At 73.1% G+C, this 21,125-nt stretch carries 20 protein-coding genes and 1 pseudogene; 10 read left to right on the forward strand and 11 right to left on the reverse strand.

Annotated elements, in window-relative coordinates; genetic code table 11:
- Positions 1 to 89: 89 nt before the first annotated feature.
- Both ACWDEN_RS27310 and ACWDEN_RS27315 read right to left on the reverse strand, forming a co-directional pair.
- The gene (locus tag ACWDEN_RS27310) at positions 90 to 1,295 is read right to left on the reverse strand and encodes a PP2C family protein-serine/threonine phosphatase (RefSeq protein WP_351619361.1); all 1,206 of its coding nucleotides are present in this window, start codon (positions 1,293 to 1,295) and stop codon (positions 90 to 92) included.
- Positions 1,292 to 2,392 (reverse strand): FUSC family protein, encoded by a 1,101-nt coding sequence (locus ACWDEN_RS27315; protein WP_450860340.1) that lies wholly within the window; start codon positions 2,390 to 2,392, stop codon positions 1,292 to 1,294. Before ACWDEN_RS27315 ends, ACWDEN_RS27310 begins: the two co-directional genes overlap by 4 nt.
- A 150-nt stretch (positions 2,393 to 2,542) precedes the next feature.
- Between ACWDEN_RS27315 and ACWDEN_RS27320 the strand changes: the two genes are divergently transcribed.
- Positions 2,543 to 4,222 (forward strand): hypothetical protein, encoded by a 1,680-nt coding sequence (locus ACWDEN_RS27320; protein ID WP_450860341.1) that lies wholly within the window; start codon positions 2,543 to 2,545, stop codon positions 4,220 to 4,222.
- Here ACWDEN_RS27320 and ACWDEN_RS27325 read toward each other — a convergent pair.
- Entirely contained in the window at positions 4,123 to 4,536 is a 414-nt protein-coding gene (locus ACWDEN_RS27325) for an SRPBCC family protein (protein ID WP_351619353.1), read from the reverse strand. The two genes, ACWDEN_RS27320 and ACWDEN_RS27325, sit on opposite strands and share 100 nt — an antisense overlap.
- Before the next feature lie 244 nt (positions 4,537 to 4,780).
- On the opposite strand from ACWDEN_RS27325, the gene ACWDEN_RS27330 reads away from it, so the two are divergent.
- Positions 4,781 to 6,586, forward strand: coding sequence for an alkaline phosphatase family protein (locus tag ACWDEN_RS27330; RefSeq protein ID WP_450860342.1), 1,806 nt, complete (start codon positions 4,781 to 4,783; stop codon positions 6,584 to 6,586).
- A gap of 137 nt (positions 6,587 to 6,723) precedes the next feature.
- On the opposite strand, the gene ACWDEN_RS27335 is transcribed toward ACWDEN_RS27330, so the two are convergent.
- The 3 genes from ACWDEN_RS27335 to ACWDEN_RS27345 form a co-directional block, all read right to left on the reverse strand.
- A complete protein-coding gene (locus tag ACWDEN_RS27335; RefSeq protein ID WP_351619349.1) occupies positions 6,724 to 6,954 on the reverse strand; it encodes a response regulator transcription factor in 231 nt (76 codons plus the stop codon).
- A gap of 142 nt (positions 6,955 to 7,096) precedes the next feature.
- Entirely contained in the window at positions 7,097 to 7,768 is a 672-nt protein-coding gene (locus tag ACWDEN_RS27340) for a response regulator (protein WP_450860343.1), read from the reverse strand.
- A complete protein-coding gene (locus tag ACWDEN_RS27345) occupies positions 7,765 to 9,006 on the reverse strand; it encodes a sensor histidine kinase (protein WP_450860344.1) in 1,242 nt (413 codons plus the stop codon). The genes ACWDEN_RS27340 and ACWDEN_RS27345 overlap by 4 nt, the downstream gene beginning before the upstream one ends.
- 137 nt (positions 9,007 to 9,143) lie before the next feature.
- On the opposite strand from ACWDEN_RS27345, the gene ACWDEN_RS27350 reads away from it, so the two are divergent.
- A complete protein-coding gene (locus ACWDEN_RS27350; RefSeq protein WP_450860345.1) occupies positions 9,144 to 10,682 on the forward strand; it encodes a nitrilase-related carbon-nitrogen hydrolase in 1,539 nt (512 codons plus the stop codon).
- Between the two features lie 4 nt (positions 10,683 to 10,686).
- Here the strand turns inward: ACWDEN_RS27350 and ACWDEN_RS27355 are convergent, their stop codons facing one another.
- Positions 10,687 to 11,514, reverse strand: coding sequence for a serine hydrolase (locus ACWDEN_RS27355; RefSeq protein ID WP_450860346.1), 828 nt, complete (start codon positions 11,512 to 11,514; stop codon positions 10,687 to 10,689).
- Between the two features lie 203 nt (positions 11,515 to 11,717).
- On the opposite strand from ACWDEN_RS27355, the gene ACWDEN_RS27360 reads away from it, so the two are divergent.
- Both ACWDEN_RS27360 and ACWDEN_RS27365 read left to right on the forward strand, forming a co-directional pair.
- The gene (locus ACWDEN_RS27360) at positions 11,718 to 12,758 is read left to right on the forward strand and encodes a permease (RefSeq protein ID WP_351619334.1); all 1,041 of its coding nucleotides are present in this window, start codon (positions 11,718 to 11,720) and stop codon (positions 12,756 to 12,758) included.
- Positions 12,755 to 13,501, forward strand: coding sequence for a TIGR03943 family putative permease subunit (locus ACWDEN_RS27365; protein WP_351619331.1), 747 nt, complete (start codon positions 12,755 to 12,757; stop codon positions 13,499 to 13,501). Before ACWDEN_RS27360 ends, ACWDEN_RS27365 begins: the two co-directional genes overlap by 4 nt.
- Before the next feature lie 59 nt (positions 13,502 to 13,560).
- On the opposite strand, the gene ACWDEN_RS27370 is transcribed toward ACWDEN_RS27365, so the two are convergent.
- Positions 13,561 to 14,064 (reverse strand): pyridoxamine 5'-phosphate oxidase family protein, encoded by a 504-nt coding sequence (locus ACWDEN_RS27370; RefSeq protein ID WP_351619328.1) that lies wholly within the window; start codon positions 14,062 to 14,064, stop codon positions 13,561 to 13,563.
- A 393-nt stretch (positions 14,065 to 14,457) separates the two neighbouring features.
- Between ACWDEN_RS27370 and ACWDEN_RS27375 the strand changes: the two genes are divergently transcribed.
- Positions 14,458 to 15,060 (forward strand): Rv1733c family protein, encoded by a 603-nt coding sequence (locus ACWDEN_RS27375; RefSeq protein ID WP_450860347.1) that lies wholly within the window; start codon positions 14,458 to 14,460, stop codon positions 15,058 to 15,060.
- 309 nt (positions 15,061 to 15,369) lie between these two features.
- Here the strand turns inward: ACWDEN_RS27375 and ACWDEN_RS27380 are convergent, their stop codons facing one another.
- Positions 15,370 to 15,780: a hypothetical protein gene (locus ACWDEN_RS27380; RefSeq protein WP_450860348.1), complete on the reverse strand. Its 411-nt coding sequence runs from the start codon at positions 15,778 to 15,780 to the stop codon at positions 15,370 to 15,372.
- A gap of 200 nt (positions 15,781 to 15,980) precedes the next feature.
- Positions 15,981 to 16,979 (reverse strand): LLM class flavin-dependent oxidoreductase, encoded by a 999-nt coding sequence (locus ACWDEN_RS27385; RefSeq protein ID WP_450860349.1) that lies wholly within the window; start codon positions 16,977 to 16,979, stop codon positions 15,981 to 15,983.
- Positions 16,980 to 17,065: 86 nt separating this feature from the next.
- Here ACWDEN_RS27385 and ACWDEN_RS27390 point away from each other — a divergent pair, with 86 nt between their 5' ends.
- Complete coding sequence (locus ACWDEN_RS27390) at positions 17,066 to 17,827, forward strand: helix-turn-helix domain-containing protein (protein WP_450860350.1); 762 nt, start codon at positions 17,066 to 17,068, stop codon at positions 17,825 to 17,827.
- Between the two features lie 385 nt (positions 17,828 to 18,212).
- Here ACWDEN_RS27390 and ACWDEN_RS27395 read toward each other — a convergent pair whose 3' ends face one another.
- Positions 18,213 to 18,479, reverse strand: coding sequence for a GlsB/YeaQ/YmgE family stress response membrane protein (locus ACWDEN_RS27395; RefSeq protein WP_351619314.1), 267 nt, complete (start codon positions 18,477 to 18,479; stop codon positions 18,213 to 18,215).
- 257 nt (positions 18,480 to 18,736) lie between these two features.
- On the opposite strand from ACWDEN_RS27395, the gene ACWDEN_RS27400 reads away from it, so the two are divergent.
- From ACWDEN_RS27400 to ACWDEN_RS27410, 3 genes and pseudogenes are all read left to right on the forward strand, one after another.
- Complete coding sequence (locus ACWDEN_RS27400; protein WP_450860351.1) at positions 18,737 to 19,852, forward strand: TerD family protein; 1,116 nt, start codon at positions 18,737 to 18,739, stop codon at positions 19,850 to 19,852.
- Between the two features lie 172 nt (positions 19,853 to 20,024).
- Entirely contained in the window at positions 20,025 to 20,390 is a 366-nt protein-coding gene (locus tag ACWDEN_RS27405) for an ArsR/SmtB family transcription factor (RefSeq protein WP_450860352.1), read from the forward strand.
- Between the two features lie 331 nt (positions 20,391 to 20,721).
- Positions 20,722 to 21,125 (forward strand): annotated as a pseudogene (locus ACWDEN_RS27410) (LCP family protein); the annotation flags it as partial.

Genomic DNA, 21,125 nt, shown 5'->3' on the forward strand with positions numbered 1-21,125 from the left:
CCACAGCACCGGCTTCCCGGGCCTGTTCCTCGCGCCGGCGGCGGGGGCGCCAGCCGTGGCGACCGTCCGGTGAGCAGCGGCCGGCGGCCCTACGGCAGCCGCTCCAGGGCGACCAGGGCCGAGTCGTCGCCGAGGTCGCCGCGGACGTGGTGCAGCAGGTCGCGGCGGAGGGCGGCCACCATCGCCTCCAGCGGCCGGCCGGCGTGCGTGCGCACGCGTGCGGCCAGGTCGTGGAAGCGGCCACGCCGGTCGCGGGCCTCGATGAACCCGTCGGTGTACAGCACGAGACGGTCGCCCGGCACGAACGGCACGGTCCGGGCCACGGGTCGCACGGCCAGCAGGTCACCGAGACCGAGCGGCGCGCCCGGCTGGCCGGTCTCGTAGGGCCGTACCTCGCCGGCGTGGACGACGTACGGCTCCGGGTGGCCGCAGTGCACGATCCGGGCCACGGGCTCGCCGGGCGGGAACTCCACCAGGAGTGCCGTCGCGAACCGCTCCGTGAACAGGGCGCCCGTGCCGGGGCCACTGGACCTGCCGCCCTCCGGTGTGCCGTCCAGCGCGGCGATGTGCCGGCACGCCCGTTCGTCCAGTTGCTCCGCCACCTTCGTCAACGAGGGCTCCTGGTAGGCGAGTTCCCGGAACGCGCCGAGCAGGGTGGCCGAGGCGCCGACGGCCTCCAGACCCTTGCCCCGTACGTCGCCGATCACGAGCCGGGTGCCGTACGGCGTGGGCAGCGCCTCGTAGAAGTCGCCGCCGATGTGCGCCTCCGACTCGGCCGGCAGGTACACACCGCTCAGCGCGAGCGAGCCGATGCGGTGGGGGAGGGGGTGCATCAGGGCGCGCTGCGCGGTCTCGGCGACGGAGCGGACCCGGCTCAGCTGCCGTTCCCGGCGCTGCCGCAGGGAGCACGCGGCCAGCGAGGTGAGTCCGACCACGAACAGGCTGCCGAGGGTGACACCCGCGTCCGGGTGTCCGTAGCTGCCGGCGTTCCACTGGAGCAGCGCCGTGATCACCAGCGCGGCGCAGCCGAGCGCCGCCGTCGCGCGGCACGGGAGCAGCACGGCGGCCAGCACCGGGACGGCGGCCATCACCGGTGAGACGTGCAGCCATTCGGGCGTGAGCAGATCGGCGAGGGCGACGACCACCATGAGCAGCACCGGGGCCGCGCCCAGGAGCGCGCGGGAGCCGCCGCGGCGGCTCCAGGGCGCCGGCGGGCGGCGCGTCGGCTGCCGGTGCGCGGGTTCGGCGGTGTGCCCGGTGGCGGTGTCCTGAAGATCGCTGGTGTGAGAGGTCATCGTCGCGGTGAGGTCCGTAGCGGGTCGAGGAGCCGGCGGGATCGGGCGGGCGGAGCGGGCGCGGGCGCCGACAGGCACGTCAGGGCCGACTCCAGGGGGCGCAGGAGACGCCGGTCCGTGGCGGCCCGGTCCGGGTGACCGCAGCCGGGGGCGCCGAGCCGGGCGAGGGCCTGGCGTGCGGCGGGCAGGGCGGGGTGCGGCCGGCCGCCCCGGCACGAGTAGGCGCACAGGGCGGTCGTGCGCAGCAGGCGGGCGTACGGCTGCGTGAAGGCGGTGCCGGAACGGGAGCCCTCGGCCGCGGCCGGGTGGGCATCGAGGAGCCGGCCCGTCGCGGTCACCTGCCCGGCCACGTCCGTCAGCGTGCCCAGCACCCGGTCGTCCAGGTGCCAGCGACGGCGCCGGGCCGTCGGCCGGACGTTCCAGCGCAGGCTCTCGTGCGCTTCGCCCACGGCGGTGCGGGCGCGGGTCAGCGCCCTGCCGAGGTCGTCCTCCCAGCCCGGGCCGAGTACGGTCCGCGGCCGCTCCTGCCGTACGACCGCATCGGCCAGGCCGTCGAGAGAACGGGCGACCAGCAGGCGCAGCTCCTCCAGCGCCCGCTCGGCGGAGCGCACGCGGACGGCGGGAAACAGCAGCACGCTGCACGCCAGCCCGAAGGCGAGGCCCAGCACCATCTCCGCGAGATGGGCGGCCAGCTCATCGGGGTGCCGGCCACGGACCAGGGCGAAGGCGATCAGCGCGGTCGTCGGGACGTGCAGGCCGTGGTGACCGAGGGATCCGTGCCGCGCCAGCAGCACGGAGGCGAAGACGACGACCGCCAGGCCCGCGATGCCGGGGTCGGCGTACAGCGCACCTGGCACGGCGAGGAGGACGCCCATCAGGCATCCTGCGGCGTAGCGGGTGGCGGCGGAGACCGTGGCCGCCACCGTCGTCTCGACGATGAGGACAGCGGCGACGGCGCCCGCGTAGGGGTCGGGGATGTGCAGCAGCCTCGCGCAGGTCTGCCAGGTCAGGCCCGCCGCGACGGTCGCACGCGCGGCCTCGGCGCCGCCGGCCTGTGCGATCCGCGCCATGAGCGCGGGCAGCCGTGATCTGTGCATGCCTCGCCGTCCCTTTCCCGTCGGATGCCGTCGGCCGGGCAAGGCCGCCCAGGATAGTCGGACAAATAGTGCATGAGGCAAATAAGGAATATGTAGGGATGGACGTGGTGCGCCTCATGCATGACCCGTTCAACTCTCAATGAACTGGGCATGTCCGGAAGTCCGTACGGTCCGAGCCAGGGAGTCGGGGGGCCGCCGCTGCCGCCCATGCCGTCGAGCCCGCCACCCGCACCCCCGGACGCCTGGCGCGCCGCCGCGGTCGCCCTGCTCAACCTCAGCGGTCTCGGCCTCGGGTACGCGCTGCTGCGGCGCTGGGTGCTCATGGCCCTGTGCTGGACGGCGACCGCCGTGCCGCTGCTCGTTGCCGTACCCGCCGACGCCGACGGCATCCCGGGTGCCGCCCTCGTCGGCTTCGCCGTACTCCTGCTGCTCGCCGCGCTCCACGGCGCCCGCGCCGGACTGCGCACCCGGCTCGCCTGGCCGGCCAGAGCGCCGCTCGCCCTGCTGCTGGGCGTGCTGCTGCTCGCCGTACCGGCGGGTGGCGCGCTCTGGTACCGGGACGCCCACGACGAGGCCGTGGAACAGGCGCTCCTCGACCGCCTCGACAAGGCCGACCACCTGGTGGCCACGAGCGGCCGCAGGTCGTTCACCTCCGCCGAGTCGGGCTACCGGTCGGCGCTGGAGGTCTACCGCGACCTCGCCGAGCACCACTCCGGCTCGCGCGTGGCCCGGCGGCTCCCCGGCAGCCTGCGGACGTACTGCACGACCGTCGGCGCGGCCTACGGCCACCAGGAGTACTGCGACGCCATCGAGCCGCTGAAGTACCCGCGCACGGTGCCCGGCACCATGCCGGAGGGCCGGCTCGGATCGCCGGCCCGCCGGCCGGACGACCGGCTCGCGACCTCCCTGTACGAGTGCGGGGCCCAGGGCCTCACGACCGGCGGGACGGACTGGGACGCACGCTTCGGCGACCTGCTGAACACCTTCCCCCGGTCCGCGGCGGCGACCAAGGTCCCGCCCGCCGTGGAGGCGGCCGTGCACCGGGCGGAGAAGGCCGTCGGCGGAAGCCAACCCTGCACCGCCGTGGCGCAGTTGCGCGACCTGGACACCCGGATCGGCGGACTGTCCAGGTCCTCGGGCGACGCGGACGGCACGCTCGCCAGGGCCGCCGAGCGCGCCGGGCGCAGCGGCGCCGCGGGGGAGTACGCCTGCGGAGCCGACCAGTACATGGACGGCGACTTCGAGGTCGCCCAGACGCTCCCGAAGGCCGGCGAGAAGCTGCCCACCACCGCCTCCGGCGGCAGTATCTCCGTCACGGTGAAGAACGACAGCCCGTACGACATCACGGTGCTCTACACCGGCCCGGTCACCGGCAGCTTCACCCTCAGGAGCTGCGGCGACTGCAAGGCGTACACCCTCGCCGACACCGTGATGACCGGGTTCAGGCCGTGCAGCGACAGCGGCAGGCACTACCCGCAGCGCACCATCAGCCTCCCGGCGGGCACCACCTACTTCGCGCACGAGCCGAACGGCAGCAGCACCGCGACCCCGGCCTCCGACACGGCCGAGCTGCGGCCGGCTACATCTACACGGAGTGCGCCTACACGACCCAGACGTTCGGGTCCGGCATCTGACCGGCGGCCGGGGCACGCCGGAACGATCACCTCCAGCCCCCGGCTCCCCGGCACTTCCCGAAGGCGGACAAAGGGTCCCGCAGCGGGTCCGGCGCCTCAGCCGGCCGCGTTTTCGACACGCATGCGCACCTGGTCCTCCAGTCGCCGCAGGCTGCCGTCCAGGGCGTTGAACACCGCCTCCTCGCCGGGGTCGTGACCGGGGTCGAAGAACGACAGGTGCACGGTCACCTCGCTGGCGCCGCTGCCGATGCCGGACACCTGCAGCCAGCCGGTGTAGCTGTCCTGCTCCCGCGTGCCCCACTCCAGTCGCATCTGGTCGGGCTCGGCCCGCAGCAGGGCGGCCATGTCCTGCCCGGAGCGGTCCTCGTGCACCGTGACGGACGGCGGCTCCTCGGCCTCCACATGCAGCTCGTGCGGAAGCCATGCGTCGAGCTGGCCGAGGTTGGCGGCCTGGTCGAAGACCTGCTCGGGCTGTGCGGGCATCGCGCGGGACCATTCGTACTCGGTCATGGTGATACCGCCCTCCGCTCGGAAGTCCTACCCCAGCCACGTGCCCCTTCCGCGGCGACCGAAAAGCCCGCCGCCCTCCCACACCCGGCCGGGCTGCGTGCGCCGCGAACTTGTCTGGTCAAGTTTGGTCGCGGTTCTTCCGCTCGACAGGCAGGACCACTACTCATGTCCCGTTCGTTGCGCACAGTCAGGCCGTGCGGGCATCACCCTCACGGCATCCTCACAACGGGATGAGGTACTACGTATGCGTCTGCGCTCGAGATCCCTCGGCGGGATACTCGCCCTTTTCGGCGCACTGGTCGTCGTCGCTCCCGCCCCCGCCCGGGCGGCCGCCGACAGCGGCAACCTGATCGTCAACGGCGATGCGGAGAGCGGCGGTTACTGCACCGACGACTGGTCGGCCGCCACCACGGTCCCCGGCTGGACCACCGAGGCCGGCGGCCTGAACGTCATGTGTCACAGCGTCGCCTCCTTCGGGCTGCCGAGCGACGGCAAGACCCCGGGCAAGGCGTTCTTCGGGCCCGGCAACTTCGGCGACGGAGCGATGACGCAGACCGTCGACGTCTCCTCGGCCGCCTCGGCCATCGACGGCGGGGGAGTGCACTACAACCTCTCCGGCTGGCTCGGAGGCTGGACCACCTACAGCGGCCATGTCGCCGTCAGCCTGCACTTCCACGACGCGAACGGCCGTCCCGTCGGCTCGGCCGCCCAACTGCCCACGGTGTCCGCGAGCGACCGGGGTCTCGCCACCAAGTTCCTCTCGCGCACCGCCACCGGCGCGGTCCCGGCCGGCACCCGCTCCATCCAGGTCGAGGTGCAGTTCCTGTCGACGAGCAGCGAGACGGGCTACCTCGACAACCTCTCCCTCACGCTGGACACCCCGGTCACCGCCCCCGCCCCGCTCGCCCCGCCGGTCTCCAAGGTCCCCGGCTATGACCACGTCTTCGTGGTCATGATGGAGAACACGGACTACTCCGAGGTCATGAACGACCCGGCGGACACGCCGTACATGCACAGTCTGATGGCCCAGGGCGCCACGCTCACCGACTCCCACGGCGTCTACCACCCGAGCGACGAGAACTACCTCGCCATAGCCGGCGGCGACACCTACACCAAGGGAGCCACCTACTTCCCCAACATCAACTCGCCCCAGCGCAACCTCGGCGACACCCTGGAGTCGGCCGGCAAGACCTGGAAGGCCTACGAGCAGGGCATGGGCACCCCCTGCAACACCAAGAACAACAACGACAGTTACTACCAGCCTGACGACGCGCCCTTCATCAACTACACCGACATCAGCGGCAACGCCTCCCGCTGCGCGGCCCACCTGTTCGACACCGCGCAGCTGACCACCGACCTGAAGTCGGCCTCGACCACCCCGGACTTCTCCTGGATCGCCGCCGACGACTACTACGACGGCGAGGCCTCCGGCAACGGCAACGCCACCAGCCTGAAGACCCAGGACGGCTGGCTGAAGCAGACCCTCGCCCCGGTCCTCGCCTCCCCGGCCTGGACGCAGGAGCGCTCGCTGCTGATCCTCACCTGGGACGAGAGCGAGGGCGAGGCCTACAACCACGTGGTCACCACGGTCGTCGGCTCCCAGGGCACCGTCCCGGCCGGCACCAGCAGCCCGCTGCACTACGACCACTACGGCATCGGCCGCACCGTCGAAGACGCCCTCGGCCTGCCCGGTCTCACGGCCAACGACACGTACGCGACACCGCTCAACGCCGCGTTCGCCCCGTCCACCGCGAGTACGCCGACGCTCACCGGTGACCTGAACGCGGTCTCCGACGGCGGCAACGTCACCTTCCGCTACTCGGTGCCGTCGGCGGCCCAGGTGAACGCCAAGAACTGGATCGGCATCTACCCGGCCGGCGTCACCCCGGGCAAGCAGTCCTCGCTCGCCTGGTCCTACGCCCCGAACGCCAGCGGCGCCCTGACCTTCCCCACGGGCAAACTGAGTGGGGCGGGCAAGTACGACGTGTACTACCTCGCCGACGACGGCTACTCGGTCCTGGCCGGACCGTTCTCCCTGACCGTCGGCTGACCGGAACCGACGGCTGACCGGCCGCGACGGAGACGGGCCCACGCGTCATCGCCGCCCGGCGGAGCAGCCCACGGATCCTCCCCCCCCCCGTGGGCTGCTGCTCCCTCCGCCACCCCCCCCCACGCGTCCGGCGCGGGTCACAGGCCCAGGGCGATGGCCATACGGGTCAGCTCGGCGGTGTTGGTGATGTTGAGCTTGGCGCGGATGCGGCGCAGGTAGGCGTCCACGGTGTGGGTGGACAGTCCCATGTGGCGGGCGGTCTGGAGATAGGTGCGGCCGGCGGCGATGTGCCGGAGCGTCTCCCGCTCGCGCGGAGCCAGCGCGGGGGCGGGGGCTTCGGTGTGCGGCGTGGCGAGAGTGGCGCTCATGGTGCTGTCCTCCGGCGAGGGATCTGGCCGTTTAGGGCGATTCGCCCTTGTTTCTTCAGATTGCTCGCAGGACGTCATGACCGTGTCCGCCGACTGTCACAGGCGCGTCACAGGGAGGGGGAGTGATGTGAACCGGTGGACGTCAGACGAGACCCGCCCGATGGGCGTACAGGGCCGCCTGGACCCGGTTCTCCAGGCCCAGCCTGGTCAGGATGCGGTTGACCCGGCTCTTCACCGTCGCCTCGCTCAGACCCAGGTCCGCGGCGATCCTGGCGTTGGACAGGCCACGCGCGAGAAGCACCAGGACCTGGATCTCCCGCTCGGTCAGCGAGACGTCCGCCGATACGGGCACGGGTGCCGCCGGCAGAAGCGCGGGCGGCAGCGCGGTGACGGTGTCGATGAGGCGCCGGGTGACGGTCGGGGCGAGGACGGACTCGCCGTCGGCCGCCGCGCGGAGGGCCTCGGCGAGCTGTTCGGGCCGGCTGTTCTTCAGCAGGAAGCCCACGGCCCCGGCACGCAGGGCCGCGTGAACGTATTCGTCCAGGTCGAAGGTGGTCAGCACCAGCACGCGCGGCACCGGCCCCGGACCCGGCCACTCCCGCACGATCCGCCGGGTCGCCTCCACACCGGTCGTGCCCGGCATGCGGACGTCCATCAGCACCACGTCCGGACGGAGCGCCACGGCCAGGGCGACCGCCTCCTCGCCGTCGCCCGCCTCACCGACGACCGACAGCCCCTCGCGCCGGTCGATGACGAGCCGCAGCGCGGTCCGCACGATCTCCTGGTCGTCGACCACCAGCACGCGTACGGTCATCGGTCCCCCTGTGCCGCATGAGACCGGGCCGCGTCGGCCGCCCGCGCGGACAGCACCGCACGCAGTCGCCAGCCGCCGTCCGGGCGCGCACCGGTGTCCAGCTCGCCGTCGAAGGCCGCGACACGCTCCCGCATCCCGACGAGCCCCCGCCCGGCGCCGGGTACCGGCCGGTGGCCCGCGACCGGCGGGTCGTTCTCGACCTCGACCGTGAGGCGGGCGTCGTCACCGCGCACGGCGATCCGTACGGCGACCGGACCGGCGTGCTTGACCACGTTCGTCAGCGCCTCCTGGACGATCCGGTAGGCCGAGACCTGCATCCCGGCGGGCGGCGCCGTCGGTCCGTCCACCTCGACGGCGCAGGTGACCCGGCACCCCGCGGAGGTCGCGACACCCACGAGCCGGTCGAGACGGGCGAGGGACGGCTCGGGCGCGAGTTCCCGTTCGCCGAAGGACAGCAGCCCCAGCAGCCGTCGCATCTCTGCGAGCGCCGTGTCGGCGGTCCGAGCGATGACCCCGACCCCGTGCGCGGCCTCCTCGGGCTGGAGCGGCCCGGAGGTGAGCACGTCCTCGGCGGCCCGCGCCTGGAGGGCGATGGCGCTGACGTGATGGGCGACGACGTCGTGGAGATCGCGGGCGATACGGGCGCGCTCGGTGAGCACGGCCTGGCGCGCGTTGAGTTCCCGCTCGGCCGCGAGCCGCCGGTTCAGCTCGCGCAGCCGGGCCGCGTCGGCGTCGATCCGGCGCCGCCCGTACCCCAGCAGCCAGGCCAGGGCGAAGAAGAACCCGAACGTCGTGAGGCTGATGGGCTCCAGCGAACCGAGCCGCGGCGGCTCCCAGTGCCCGGTCAGTGCGTCCGTGACGGCGGCCGAGGCGAGGCTGAGCAGGGTCAGTGGCACACTCCCCGCGGCGGGCGTGTACCGGGCCACGGCATAGACACCGAGCATCAGCAGGAACGGTCCGGGCACCTTCGACGGGATCGGGCCGAGCGCCTGGAACAGCACGTACAGGACGGTCATCGCGACGAGCACGGCACGCGGCGCCGTCCGCCGCCACAGCAGCGGCACGGTCTGCGCGCCCCACAGCGCCACGCCCCAGGCGGGCGGCGCGGGCGTTCGGTCCAGCACCGTGGCCATGTCGAACAGGGTGAGCCCGCCGACCCACACGGCGTCGGTCAGTCGCGGCCGGTCGGCGAGCCCGCGTTGTACGGCCCGGGGCAGGGCGATCATCTGGGCGCTCATCTCGGTCCGTCAGGCTAGACGACACGCGAGCGCGGCGGATCCTCCGCAGGGCGCGCATCGAAAGGTGCGCTGGCACCTCCCAGGATCGGCATCGGGCCCGAGGCGCCGCCGGGCCGGCCCGCCCTAGCGTCCCGGACATGTCGAACACAGCCGTACAGCCCCCGCCCCAGCCGACGACGGACCAGCCCCGACGGCGAGCACCTTCCCGCAAGCGTGCCTGGCCCCTGCTGCCGCTCGCCACCGCCGCGATGCTCTTCGCGGTCGGCGGCCGGTGGGACATCGCTGCCGCCGCCTGGATCTTCCCCGTCCTGCTGCTGCGCTTCACCCGCCTGTGCCGTGCCTGGACGGGCGCACTGTGGACCTGGGCGGCGCACCTCGCGGCGGCCCTCTTCTGGATCCAGGAGTCGGCGATCGGGTTCAACCCCGTGGTGCTCGCGGGAGCCCTCGCCCTGGCCGCCCTGCAGACACTGCCGTTCGTCGCCGACCGGCTGGTGCGGGTCCGCCTGCACCCGGCGGCCGCGTCCCTCGTCTTCCCGGCCGGTGTGGCCGCCGTGGAGTTCCTGATCACCCAGGTGTCCCCGTTCGGCACGGCGTACGGCTCCCTCGCCGTCACCCAGCACGGAGACCTCCCGCTCCTCCAGGTCGTCTCGGTGACCGGCCCGTGGGGCATCGGCTTCCTGATCGCCTACGTCGCGAGCACCGTCAACCGCCTCTGGGAGCACGCCTCTTGGCGCGGCGGCCTGGTCTGCACGGCCGTCCTGCTCGGTGTGCTGCTCGCCGGCGGTGCCCGCCCGGCCTTCTTCCCGCCGCAGGGCGCGACCGTACGCATCGCCGGCGTCTCCCCCGCTCGCGGCGCCACCGACACGCTCAAGGCCACGCTCGCCCGGTTCGGCAACGGGCCGGGCGGAGTGGCCGCCGCCCCCGCCGCCGCGGTGCGGCCCGCGATGACCGCGGTCGAGGACGACCTGCTCGCGGCCACCCGCCGCGAGGCCGCCGCCGGTGCGAAGATCGTGATCTGGCCGGAGAACGCCGTCCGGACCCGGGAGCCGGACGAGGCCACCGCCATCGCCGCCGCACAGCGGCAGGCCCGCCGCTCGGGCGTCTACCTGGAGATCGGAGTCCGCGTCTACAGCACCGCCCCGCCCGCCTACGGGCGCGACGAGGCCCTGCTCATCGACCCCCGTGGCAAGGTGCTCTGGACCTACCAGAAGGCCCATCCCATCCCCGGTTCCGAGCGCTTCAAGCCCGGCGACGGCCATGTCCCCGTCGTCCGCACACCGTACGGCCGCCTCGCCAACGTCATCTGCTACGACGCCGACTTCCCGGCCCTGATGCGCACCCGGGCCGACATCATGCTGGTCCCCTCGCACGACTGGAAGGAGTACGGCGCCGCGCACACCGACAAGGCGGGCCTGCGCGCCGTCGAGAACGGCTACGCCCTGATCCGGCAGGACGCGGAAGGGTTCTCGGCCGCCTACGACGCCGAGGGACATGTACTCGCCACCTCGGACTACTTCGCGACCGACCGGCAGACCATGGTGGCCTACGTCCCCGTGCACGGCGTCACCACGGTCTACGACCACATCGGCGACACCTTCGCCTGGCTCTGCCTGGCCGCGCTCGTCTCGCTCACGGTCACCGCCGTCGTCCGGCCCCGGCGCCCGGGGGACCGCTGAGGTGTCAGGCGACCGCCGAGCGCGCCGTCCGCTCGACCAGGGAGATCCCGTCACTCATCGAGGCGCTGCCGTTCGACAGCACCGCCACGAGGCAGCGGTGGCCCTTCACGGTGACCTGGCCGACACTGTTCACGTCCCAGAGGCCGGAGGTGTTGCGCTGCAGCCAGCCGTTCTTCAGTGCCCGCGGGGTGCCGGAGCCGCCGACGGCCGAGACGCCCCAGGTCTGCTCGGGGACGACCTGGCCCATGAGGGTGCGGATGTAGGTCCGGGACTGCGCGCCGAGGGCGGACTTCGCGGTGGAGCCGGGCCGCGCCGCCGTGTCGCCGTCGAACACGGCCCGCATCAGCCGTATCTGGTCGCTCGCGGTGGTCCGGGTCAGCCCCCACTTCACGCCCGGCCCACCCGTGGTCGAGGTCAGCCCCAGCCGCTTGTTGGCCGCCGCCAGCCCGGAGGCCTGGCCGATCTCCCGCCAGAGCGCGTCGGCCGCCGTGTTGTCGCTGCGCCGGATCATCGGCTCGGCGTGGCCGCGCTCATCGGCGGTGAGCCGGCGTCCCGCGTCCTGCGCCTGGAGCAGCAGCGCCGCGAGGATGTCGACCTTGACGATGCTGGCGGTGTCGTACGCGCTGTCCTGCCCGTGCAGCACCGGCGTGCGGCCGGCTCCGTCCAGGTCGAGCACGGCGGCCGTGGCGTGCGCAGAGGCGGTCTGCGCGGGGGCCGAAGCGGCCGCGGCCGGTGCCGGGTGCAGTGCGCCCACGGAGACGAGGGCCGCGGCCGAGGCCAGCAGGGCACCGGCCCGTGTGCGCGCGAAGGTGAGGAGAAGGTAAGACGGCATGGCGTCGAACGTAGACAAACCGTGCCCCCGGCGACGTGGCAGCGGTCACCTTCGGGCCCGTTCATGGCGAATTGTGAGAAGAGCCACCGGCGCCGCCGATGGGACGCATTGCCACGTCCGGTTCGGTCATGCGGCGGCGTGTACGCGCGGCTGGACCACACGCCTCGCTTAACGTCGGCCGGACACCGACATCCGGAGTGGTCATGGAAAAAACGGATGAACTGGTTGGCGCGGCCGAGGGTGTGACCGTCGTCCCCGTCGGTTCGCCGTCCGTACGGCGCATCCGGCCGTGGCCGCTCGCTGCCGCCCTCGTGATCGCGCTCGGTGCCCTCGCCGTGCTCGTCCTCGTCGGCCCCCAGTGGCTGAACCGGCCCGCCGTCCAGGCCTGGCGCACCGTGTGCCTCGCCATCACCGTCCAGGCACTCCCCTTCCTGCTTCTCGGCACCGCCCTGTCCGGCGCGATCAACGCCTTCGTGCCGGCCGACCTGTTCACCAGGGTCCTGCCGAAGCGGCCCGCTCTCGCCGTGCCCGTCGCCGGCGCCGCGGGCGCGGTGCTGCCCGGGTGCGAGTGCGCCTCCGTGCCCGTCGCCCACAGCCTGATCCGGCGCGGGGTCACCCCGGCCGCCGCCTTCGCCTTCCTGCTCTCCGCGCCCGCCATCAACCCCGTCGTGCTGACCGCCACCGCCGTCGCCTTCCCCGGCGACCCCGCGATGGTCGCCGCCCGGCTGCTCGCCTCCCTCGCCACGGCGGCCGTGATGGGCTGGCTCTGGCTCTGGCTGGGCAAGGAGAAGTGGCTGCGGCCGGTGCTGCGAAACCGGCACACCGGCCACCGGCACGGCCGCAGCCGCCTGCACGAGTTCCGGCTCGGCTTCCGGCACGACTTCCTGCACGCCGGCGGCTTCCTCGTCCTCGGCGCCATGGCCGCCGCCACCTTCAACGTCGCGGTGCCGCGCTCCGTCCTCGACGCCTTCTCCGGCTCACCCTGGCTCTCGGTGCTCTTCCTGGCCGGGCTCGCCGTACTGCTGGCGGTCTGCTCGGAGGCCGACGCCTTCGTCGCCGCCTCGCTCACCGGTTTCTCCCCGGCCGCCCGGCTCGCGTTCATGGTCGTCGGGCCGATGGTCGACCTGAAGCTGATCGCCCTTCAGGCGGGCACCTTCGGACGGGCCTTCGCCTGGCGGTTCTCGACGGCCACCACCCTTGTGGCGGTCGCCGCGAGCGTGCTGATCGGAGGCGCGCTGCTGTGAAACGCCCGGTCCAGACCCTGCTGCTGACCCTGACCGGCATCGGCCTGCTGCACACGGCCCTCTTCACCGACACCTACCTGCGCTACGTCAAGGCCGGTCTGCGGCCACCGCTGATCGCCTCCGGCGTGGTCCTCCTGCTGCTCGGCCTGGCCACGGCGGCCGCACGGGGCGCACCGGGGCACGCCGCCCAAGACGACCACGACCCCGAGGACGAACACGGCCACGACCACTCCGGCGCCCCGCGCATCGCCTGGCTGCTGTTCCTCCCGGCGATCAGCCTGCTCTGCTACGCTCCGCCCGCCCTCGGCGCGTACACCGCTGCACGCTCGAACGCCAAGCCGGTCGCCGTGCAGAAAGGATTCGCGCCGCTGCCCTCGACCTCACCGCTGCCCCTGACCCTCACCGACTTCACCAAGCGCGTCCAACAGGACCCCAGCCGGGCCATCAGGACCAGGCTCGTCCAGCTCACGGGCTTCGTCACCCCGGCCGAGGACGGCGACGGCTGGTTCCTGACCCGCATCATCTTCACGTGCTGTGCGGCGGACTCCCAGACCGTCAAGATCCGCGTGTACGGCGCCGAGGCCCCGCCCGCGAACACCTGGCTCGCGGTGAGCGGCACCTGGCACCCCCGGGGCACCCTCGGCACGAGGACCGCGCAGGCCGCGCTCGACGCCCGGGACGCCCACCCCATCGCCCAGCCCGTGAACGCCTACACCGACGACCTGCCGCTCACACCGTCCTAGGCGCAGGTGCGTGCTCAGGGCCCCGGCCGAAGGCTCCGGAGGGAGTTCGACGCCAGGCCCTAGCCGTCGTACCGCAACGACCCGGGCATCCAGGGCGCCGGCCGCGCGGAGCCCGTCGCGGGCACGGCCGGTGTGTCGGTGAGGAGCACGCCCGTCACCAGGGAGGGGCGGATGCGCACGGCCTGGTCCGCGCCCTCCTGCGGCGCCCAGGGGGTGAGCAGCGTCCGGACCCGGGCCAGGTCCGCGGGGTCCGTGACGAGCCGGGCGTAGCCGGTGACCACCACGCTCCAGCCGAGATGCGTGTCCGGGTCGATCACGTCGGCCTCGTAGGCGACCACCACGCCCTCGCCTCCGCCCTGCTGCGTGTGCGCGGTCAGCGCGGCGCCGTCGTGGGTGCGGATCACGATGTCGCCGTCGTCGATGATGTGATTGACCGGGCGGACGGTGGGCAGTGCCTGCCGCGTGAAGACGATCCGCCCCAGGGACACGCTGTCCAGCAGCCGCAGCGCTTCGACCGGGTCGAGGTCGATGCGCCGGTGCTTCGGCTTGCCGTTACGGATCATGGCTGGCTTCTTCGCGGGTGTGTGACTCTCCCCGCCTTCACAGGCCTGGGCCCGCGCGGCGGCAATCCGGGGGCGGAGCGACACCGCGGGGGAATCGGCGCCGCTCCTGATCCCCACTGTCACCCCTCCCCCTCTGTCCGACCCAGTGTCCTTCGGCCCACGGCGGCAGGGCCGGACGTCCCGACTCCGCCGGTCGGCGGGGACGGGCGAGAAGTCGTCATGAGCCTCTTCCGTACTCACCCCGCCTCGGTCCGCATTGAGGTGCACGATGGTGTGGTGACACTCGACGGCCGGGTCCGGGAGACCGCCCCGGGCCCGCCCGCCGCCCGCCCGGCGAGGGACACGCGGAGTGGGTGCGGCGAAGCCGCCGGTGTGCGAGAGGAGGCGGTGAGGATGAACCGGACACCTCCCACGACGGTCACCCAGGTACGGCTGTGGCGCTGGCGACGCAATCCGCTGCGGCGGCACAGCGACGCCGTCGAGGCCTGGATCGTCCTCGTGACCTGGGTGCTCGCCGTTCTCGGCGGAGCCGCCGCCGGTTTCGTGGCGGCCCAGACCGCCGGCGCGGCGTTCTCCGCGCGGCAGGCCCAGGTGCACTCCGTGTCCGCCGTGGTCACCGACGGTGCGGCGCGGACCCCGGCCTCCGGGACCGGCTACGACGACGGGCGGGTGTGGGCCACCGTGCGCTGGACCGACGCACACGGCACCGTGCACACCGACCGGGCGAAGGTCCTTCCGGGCGCCCCCACCGGGTCCCAGGTGACCGTGTGGACCAACCGCGCGGGCCACGTGGTCTCCGCGCCCGTCACCGGAGCTGCCGCCGATCTGCAGGCGGCCCTCACCGGCGCCCTTGTCGGCCCCTCGGTCGGCGCGGCGGTCTGGGGCGCGGGCTGGGTGGTGCGCAGCCGGCTGATCAAGCGGCGCATGGCCGAGTGGGACGAGGAGTGGAAGCAGATCGGCCCCCGGTGGGGGAACCTCAGCGGCGGACGAGGCTGAGCACACGACACCAGGGACTGCGCCCAGGCGCCGGACACGTGGTGCGGCCGGGCGGGGAGACGGGGCGCGCGAGGAGCCGGGGCGACAGGGCGGCAGCGCGACAGGGCGGGAAGGGCCACCCGCTTCTCGCGGATCCGGATTGCGCGGTGCACGGCTCCGGGCCGCTTCCCCGCGTCTGTTCTCGGTCCTTCCCGCCGATACCAGCACACCACGGAAACCGCCGTCCCACCAGGCCCCAGGAGCCCTCGGGCGGCGCGGTGATCGGCATGGGCTCCGGACTCCCCCTCGCGCCCCCCGCGGCACGACCGGTCAGGTCTTGTGCAGGACGACGAGGAGCACCAGCAGCACGGTGGCGCCGGCGGTCGTGCCGTGGGCGACCACGGCCGTGAGCGGGAAGTGCCGCTCGGCCGTGGCGTCCCCGTGGGAGTGGCGCCCGGAACTGGGCAGCCGGCGCAGCAGCATCATGAAGCCGAACGCGGCCACGATCAGCACGACCGCGCACGCGGCCCAGGCCGAACTCCGCACCCCTCCCACCACATAGGCGGTCCAGGCGGCGAGTCCGGCCACGGCGAGGGCCACGTGCCCGAGCACGAGCCGCAGCGGCAGCCGCGTCACACCGGGCGTGCGCTGCCGCAGTCCGCCGTGCCGCACCCACACCGTGGCGAGGTATCCGCCGAACCCGGCGGTCAGCAGCCACGCGCACAGAGCGAAGACACCCATACGTCCCGCCCCCTGTCCTCCGTACGGCCGGGCCCTGTCGTGGCGTCGGGGCCGCGTCGCTCAGCACCCCGCACGGAGCGGGAAGAGTCCGGAACATCCATCCGTCGATTCACCCGTAGGGATGAAAAGTGGCCTGGCTGTCCCCACGGGCCGTCCGAAGGGTGCAAGTGAGTGCCCGGAGCATGCGCGGAGTGTGCTGCTCAGGCCACCGTGCCCCGCTGGGCGCCCGGCACCAGCGGCGCGGCGGCCGCAGCCGACGCCGTGAGCGCCGGGATCAGGCCGGCGACCCGTTCGAGCTGGTCGCGCTGGGAGGCCAGGCCCAGGGCGCCCGGGCGGACGACGAGGTGCCGGGCCCCGGCCTCGACGAACCGTGTGAGCTGGGCATGCACCTGCTCGGCGGAGCCGGCGACGACCGCCTGGATCCGTTCCAGCTCCGACAGCGGCATGCCGTAGACGGCCCGCGCGTACGCCTCCATGCCGTGCCGGGCGCCGTCCTCGCCGGCTTCGTCGACCCGTACGGAGACGAAGAGCGCCGGCGTGACGTCCTGCGCCGGGCGCCCCGCCCCGGCCGCCGCCGTGCGCACGTTCAGCAGGCCGGAGGCGTAGTCGGCCGGGTCGGGCGGATACGGGAGCCAGCCGTCGTACAGCCGGCCGGTGCGGTCCTGCGCCGCCGGGGTTCCGCCGCCGAGCCAGACCGGCGGCCCGCCGGTACGCTGCGGCGCGGTCGCCGGCGGGAGGCCGTCGAACCGGAGGATCTCGCCATGGAAGGAGTCCGCGCCGCTCCACAGGGCCCGCCACAGCGCGACGGTCTCGTCCAGCCGGGCGAAGCGGCGTGCCCATGGCACCTCGGACAGGTCGTACAGGGGCCGTCCGAAGCGGCCGGGGAACCCCGCGCCGACGGCCACGGTGAGCCGGCCGCCGGACAGCAGGTCGAGGGAGGCCAGGGTCTGCGCGGTCTGCACCGGCCGGCGCAGGAACGGCAACAGGGCCGCCGTGCCCAGTGTCACGGTCTCGGTCACCGGGGCGAGCGCGGCGAGCATCGTCAGTGCCTCGATGCGCGGGCTCACCAGGGAGTCGTTGACGAAGACGGAGGAGAAGCCCAGGCGCTCGGCCCGGCGGCCGAAGGCCACCAGCTCACGCGGGCCGTCGCCCGGACCCCACTGCGCGGTGCCGGTCGGAAGGAGTACGCCGATGTCCATGCCGACGATGCTCCGGCCCGGGCCGCGGCGCGACAATTCCCCCCGGGGAATGGCCGGAACGCCGCTCCGGGCGCTAGAACGGGCGCGTGGACTTCCCCCGCGCGCTGCGCGCCCACCGGACCAGCCGTCACCTCAGCCAGCTCGACCTGGCCCTGCGGGCGGGCACCACACAGCGCCACCTGAGCTTCATCGAGTCCGGCCGATCCGTCCCCGGCCGCACCATGGTCGTACGCCTGGCGGACTCGCTGGAACTGCCGCTGCGCGAACGCAACGAGCTGCTGCTGGCGGCCGGGTACGCGCCCGCCTACCCCGAGAGCTCCCTCGACGGCCCCGAGCTGGCCCCGGTGCGTACGGCGATCGACCACATCCTGCGCGGGCACCTGCCGTATCCGGCACTGGTCGTGGACCGCGGCGGTGATCTGGTCGCCGCGAACGAGGCGTTCGACGTGCTCACCGAGGGCGTGGCCCCGGAACTCGTCGGCCCGTGCACGAACGTCTACCGGCTCGCACTGCATCCGCGGGGTCTGGCCCCGCGGATCGCCAATCTCGCCGAGTGGTCCCGGCACATCCTGGCCCGCCTCGGCCACCTGCCCGAGCTGCGGGACGAACTCACCGCCTACATACCCGAGTTGAAGGCACCCGCCGACCACCTGGGCTTCGCGGTCCCGCTGCACCTGCGCTCCTCGTACGGCGACCTACGGCTGATGACGACCGTCACGACCTTCGCCACCGCCGCCGACGTGACCCTCGCCGAGCTGAAACTGGAGGCGTTCCTCCCGGCCGACCCGGTGTCCCAGCAGGCCCTGGCGACGGCCGCGGCGCACCGGGACATCCAGGGGCCCCGCTAGCCCGCGCCCGTCTTCTCCCGGCCCGCCCCGCGCTTTACGCGTGACCGTGCTCGCCGTCGCGCACCCCCACCCCTACTGTCCGGGCCCCGCCTCCGACCCGCACGACATCGCGAGGCGTCCGCATGAAGGCACCCCCGAAGCCCGGGCCTTCCTGACACCGTTCGCGAAACTGCCCTCGGTGGGGAGCACATCGGTCGCCGTCCACCGCACCGGGCCCACCGTCGTACCCGGTCGTGCCGCGGCAGGGCGCGGGCACAGCCGTCACCACCGCGAGAGACGCGGGGATCGCGGCCGTGCCGGCCAATCATCAGCAGTGCTCGGGTGTCGTCGGCCTGGTACGGATGCGCGCGCGGCAGTCGTTCGCCGTCCACCGCGAGGGGCCGGGTCAGTCCCGTGAGTTGCCGAACAGGATGCGGTAGCCGATGAGCAGCACCAGGGAGCCGGCGATCGCCGCGCCCCAGGTGTAGAGGTCGAAGAAGTGCTTCTCCACCGGACGGTGGAGGAAGTGGGCGGAGAGCCAGCCGCCGACAAAGGCGCCGGCGATGCCGATGAGCGTGGTGCCGATCACGCCGCCGGGATCACGGCCTGGCAGCAGTATCTTGGCGATGCCTCCGGCGAACAGGCCCAGCATGATCCAGCCGATGAAGCCCATGGTGTTGTTGTTCCTCCCGTCGGGTCGGGATCCGCGCCGAGTGCGGCGGAGACCGACACTTGATTGCCCCTTTGCGCAAGCCTAGGGGCCGGTCGAGGGGGCCGGACAAGTGGTGTTGGCCTGCGGCGGGCCTCTGGTGATGAGCCGTCGAGGTTCTGCTACATGATGAAGACATTGCGCAATCGAGGAACCCGGAGTGGTTCCGGCGCGTCGATCATGATGGACACGGAAAGTGTGAGCGGCTGCGGAGGACGTGGATGAGTGTGTCCCTGACCAAGGGCGGCAATGTGTCGCTGAGCAAGCAGGCCCCCGGTCTGGCTGCCGTGACGGTCGGGCTGGGCTGGCAGGCGAACACCGGGTACGAACTGGACGCCGGCGCGCTGCTGTGCGCCCCGTCGGGCCGGGTGCCGTCCGACGAGCACTTCGTCTTCTTCAACAACCTGAGCAGCCCCGACGGTTCGGTCCGCCACCTGGGCGGTGGCAGTCCGGTCGACGGCGACGACCAGCGGATCGAGGTCGACCTGACCAGAGTCCCGGACGAGGTCGAGAAGGTCGTCTTCACCGTGTCGCTGTACGAGGGCGCGGGCCGCGGCCAGTCCTTCGGGCAGGTGCACCGCGCGCACATCCGTGTCCTCGACCGGGAAGGCGGCACCGAACTGGCTCGCTACGACCTCGCGCCCGGCGCCCTGTCGACCGAGACCGCGCTCGTCTTCGGCGAGCTGTACCGGCACGGCGCGCAGTGGAAGTTCCGCGCGGTCGGCCAGGGGTACGCCTCGGGACTCGCCGGCATCGCCACCGACTACGGCGTGGCCGTGCTGAGGGACACGTCCCCGAGTCCGGCCGCGAACCCGGTCGCCGCACCGCAGACGCACGGCGGGCCCGCTGTGCCGCCCGTCCCATCGAAGCCGCCGGTCGCCGCCCCGCCGGCCCCGGCGTTCCCCGCATCCCCGCAACCAACCACCGGGAGTTCCAGCGTGACCTGCTTCTTCGACCCCAACCACGGCCCGGGCTCGATGACCGTGACCTGGTCACCGCAGTGGGGCGTGCCCCGGCCCGTCCAGGTCTGCGGCGCCTGCGCGCAGCGTGTGCAGACCACGGCGCCGCCGTTCTACACCCCGCCCCAGCAGGGCTATCCGCAGCCCGTGCCGCAGGGCTATCCGCAACAGGGTTACCCGCAGCAGGGCTACCCCCAGCAGGGATACGGCCAGCCGTACGAGGACCACGACCATCATCAGCAGGGCGGCGGCCGGCGCTTCGGCACGGGCGCGCTCATCGGCGCCGGCGCGGCAGGCCTCATCGGCGGCGCGCTGCTGAACGAGGCGTTCGACGACGACGAGCCGGAGGTCGTGGTCAACAACTTCTACGAGGACTGAGTCCCCGGGACGGAGACGGACCTCTCCTGCCGCCCCGTGAGCATGCGCCCGGCCCCGGCCCCGGCCAGGGCGTCCGGGCCGTCCCGGCGACGCCCGGACGCCGGAACCGGACGCCTACACTGGGTGGGCGCACGTGCGTCGGCTGTGACGAGCAAGGGGGCGGGAGAGGACTGTGACGGAGAGCAGCGCCGCCGGCTTCGAGGATCCGCCCGCCGAGGTGCTCGCCGATGCTGCCGCGGCGTTCGGGCTGCTCGCCTCCTCCGCCCGGCTGCATCTGATGTGGGCCCTGTCGCAGGGGGAGAGCGATGTCACGCGTCTCGCGGACCGGGTGGGCGGAGCACTCCCCGCGGTCAGCCAGCACCTGGCGAAGCTCAAGCTCGCCGGACTTGTCCGCGCGCGCCGCGAGGGCCGTCGCCAGGTCTACTACATCGACGACTCCGACGTCGTGACCGTGGTCCGGGTGATGGTGGGTCAGCTGACCGTGCGCTCGGCGAACGCCTCCGCCCCGGTCCACGGCCTGCACAAGATCGGCGGCTGAGAGCACCACGCGTAGGCGGCCGGCCCTGTGCCGGTCCCTTCTGTATGACGCTCTCGTGCAGGGTCTGTGCTAGGACTATATGTCGCTCTTATCTAAGGCGCGTAGACTCCCGCTCCGGCACCGTCCCGGGTCCGCATGGCGGTTCCATGAGATGCCTCACCTGTGAATCATGTGTGCATCTGTGCTGTTCGGGCCGCAGGTTTGTTAGATTGCGCAACCACGCAAGCAAGGGTGGAGCGACGTGCTCCGCCCGCCCGTACATCGCCGCGCGGGCCGGGCCGTACACCCCACGGCCCAGTCTGACGGGCCCGACCGTTCATGGGAGTGGTAGATGAGCGACCCGTGGGACGGGCCCAGCGGGCAGGCCACGCGCAGCCGTGGTGCCCGGGTGCCCGGACAGCGCGCGGCCGACCCCGACGGGGCGCACCGGCCGGGTGGCCGGGCCGCGACGCGGGTGGCTGCGCGCGAGCGCGGCAGGCGGGGGCGCCGGGCTCGTCCGGTGGGTCGCGGCAGGAGGGTGCTGAAGATCCTCGGGATAGGCCTGTCGGTGATCATCGTGGTCACGGCCGGTGCGGGCTGGTGGTTCTACCAGCACCTGAACGGCAACATCAACAGCGTCGCGCTCGACGGCAAGGGCGGTACCGAGAAGGCCGACGCCTTCGGCCGTACCCCGATCAACATCCTGGTCATGGGCTCGGACGGCCGTACCAGTCAGGCCGACTGCCGGCTCGGCGG

Source organism: Streptomyces sp. NPDC001153 (assembly GCF_053598315.1).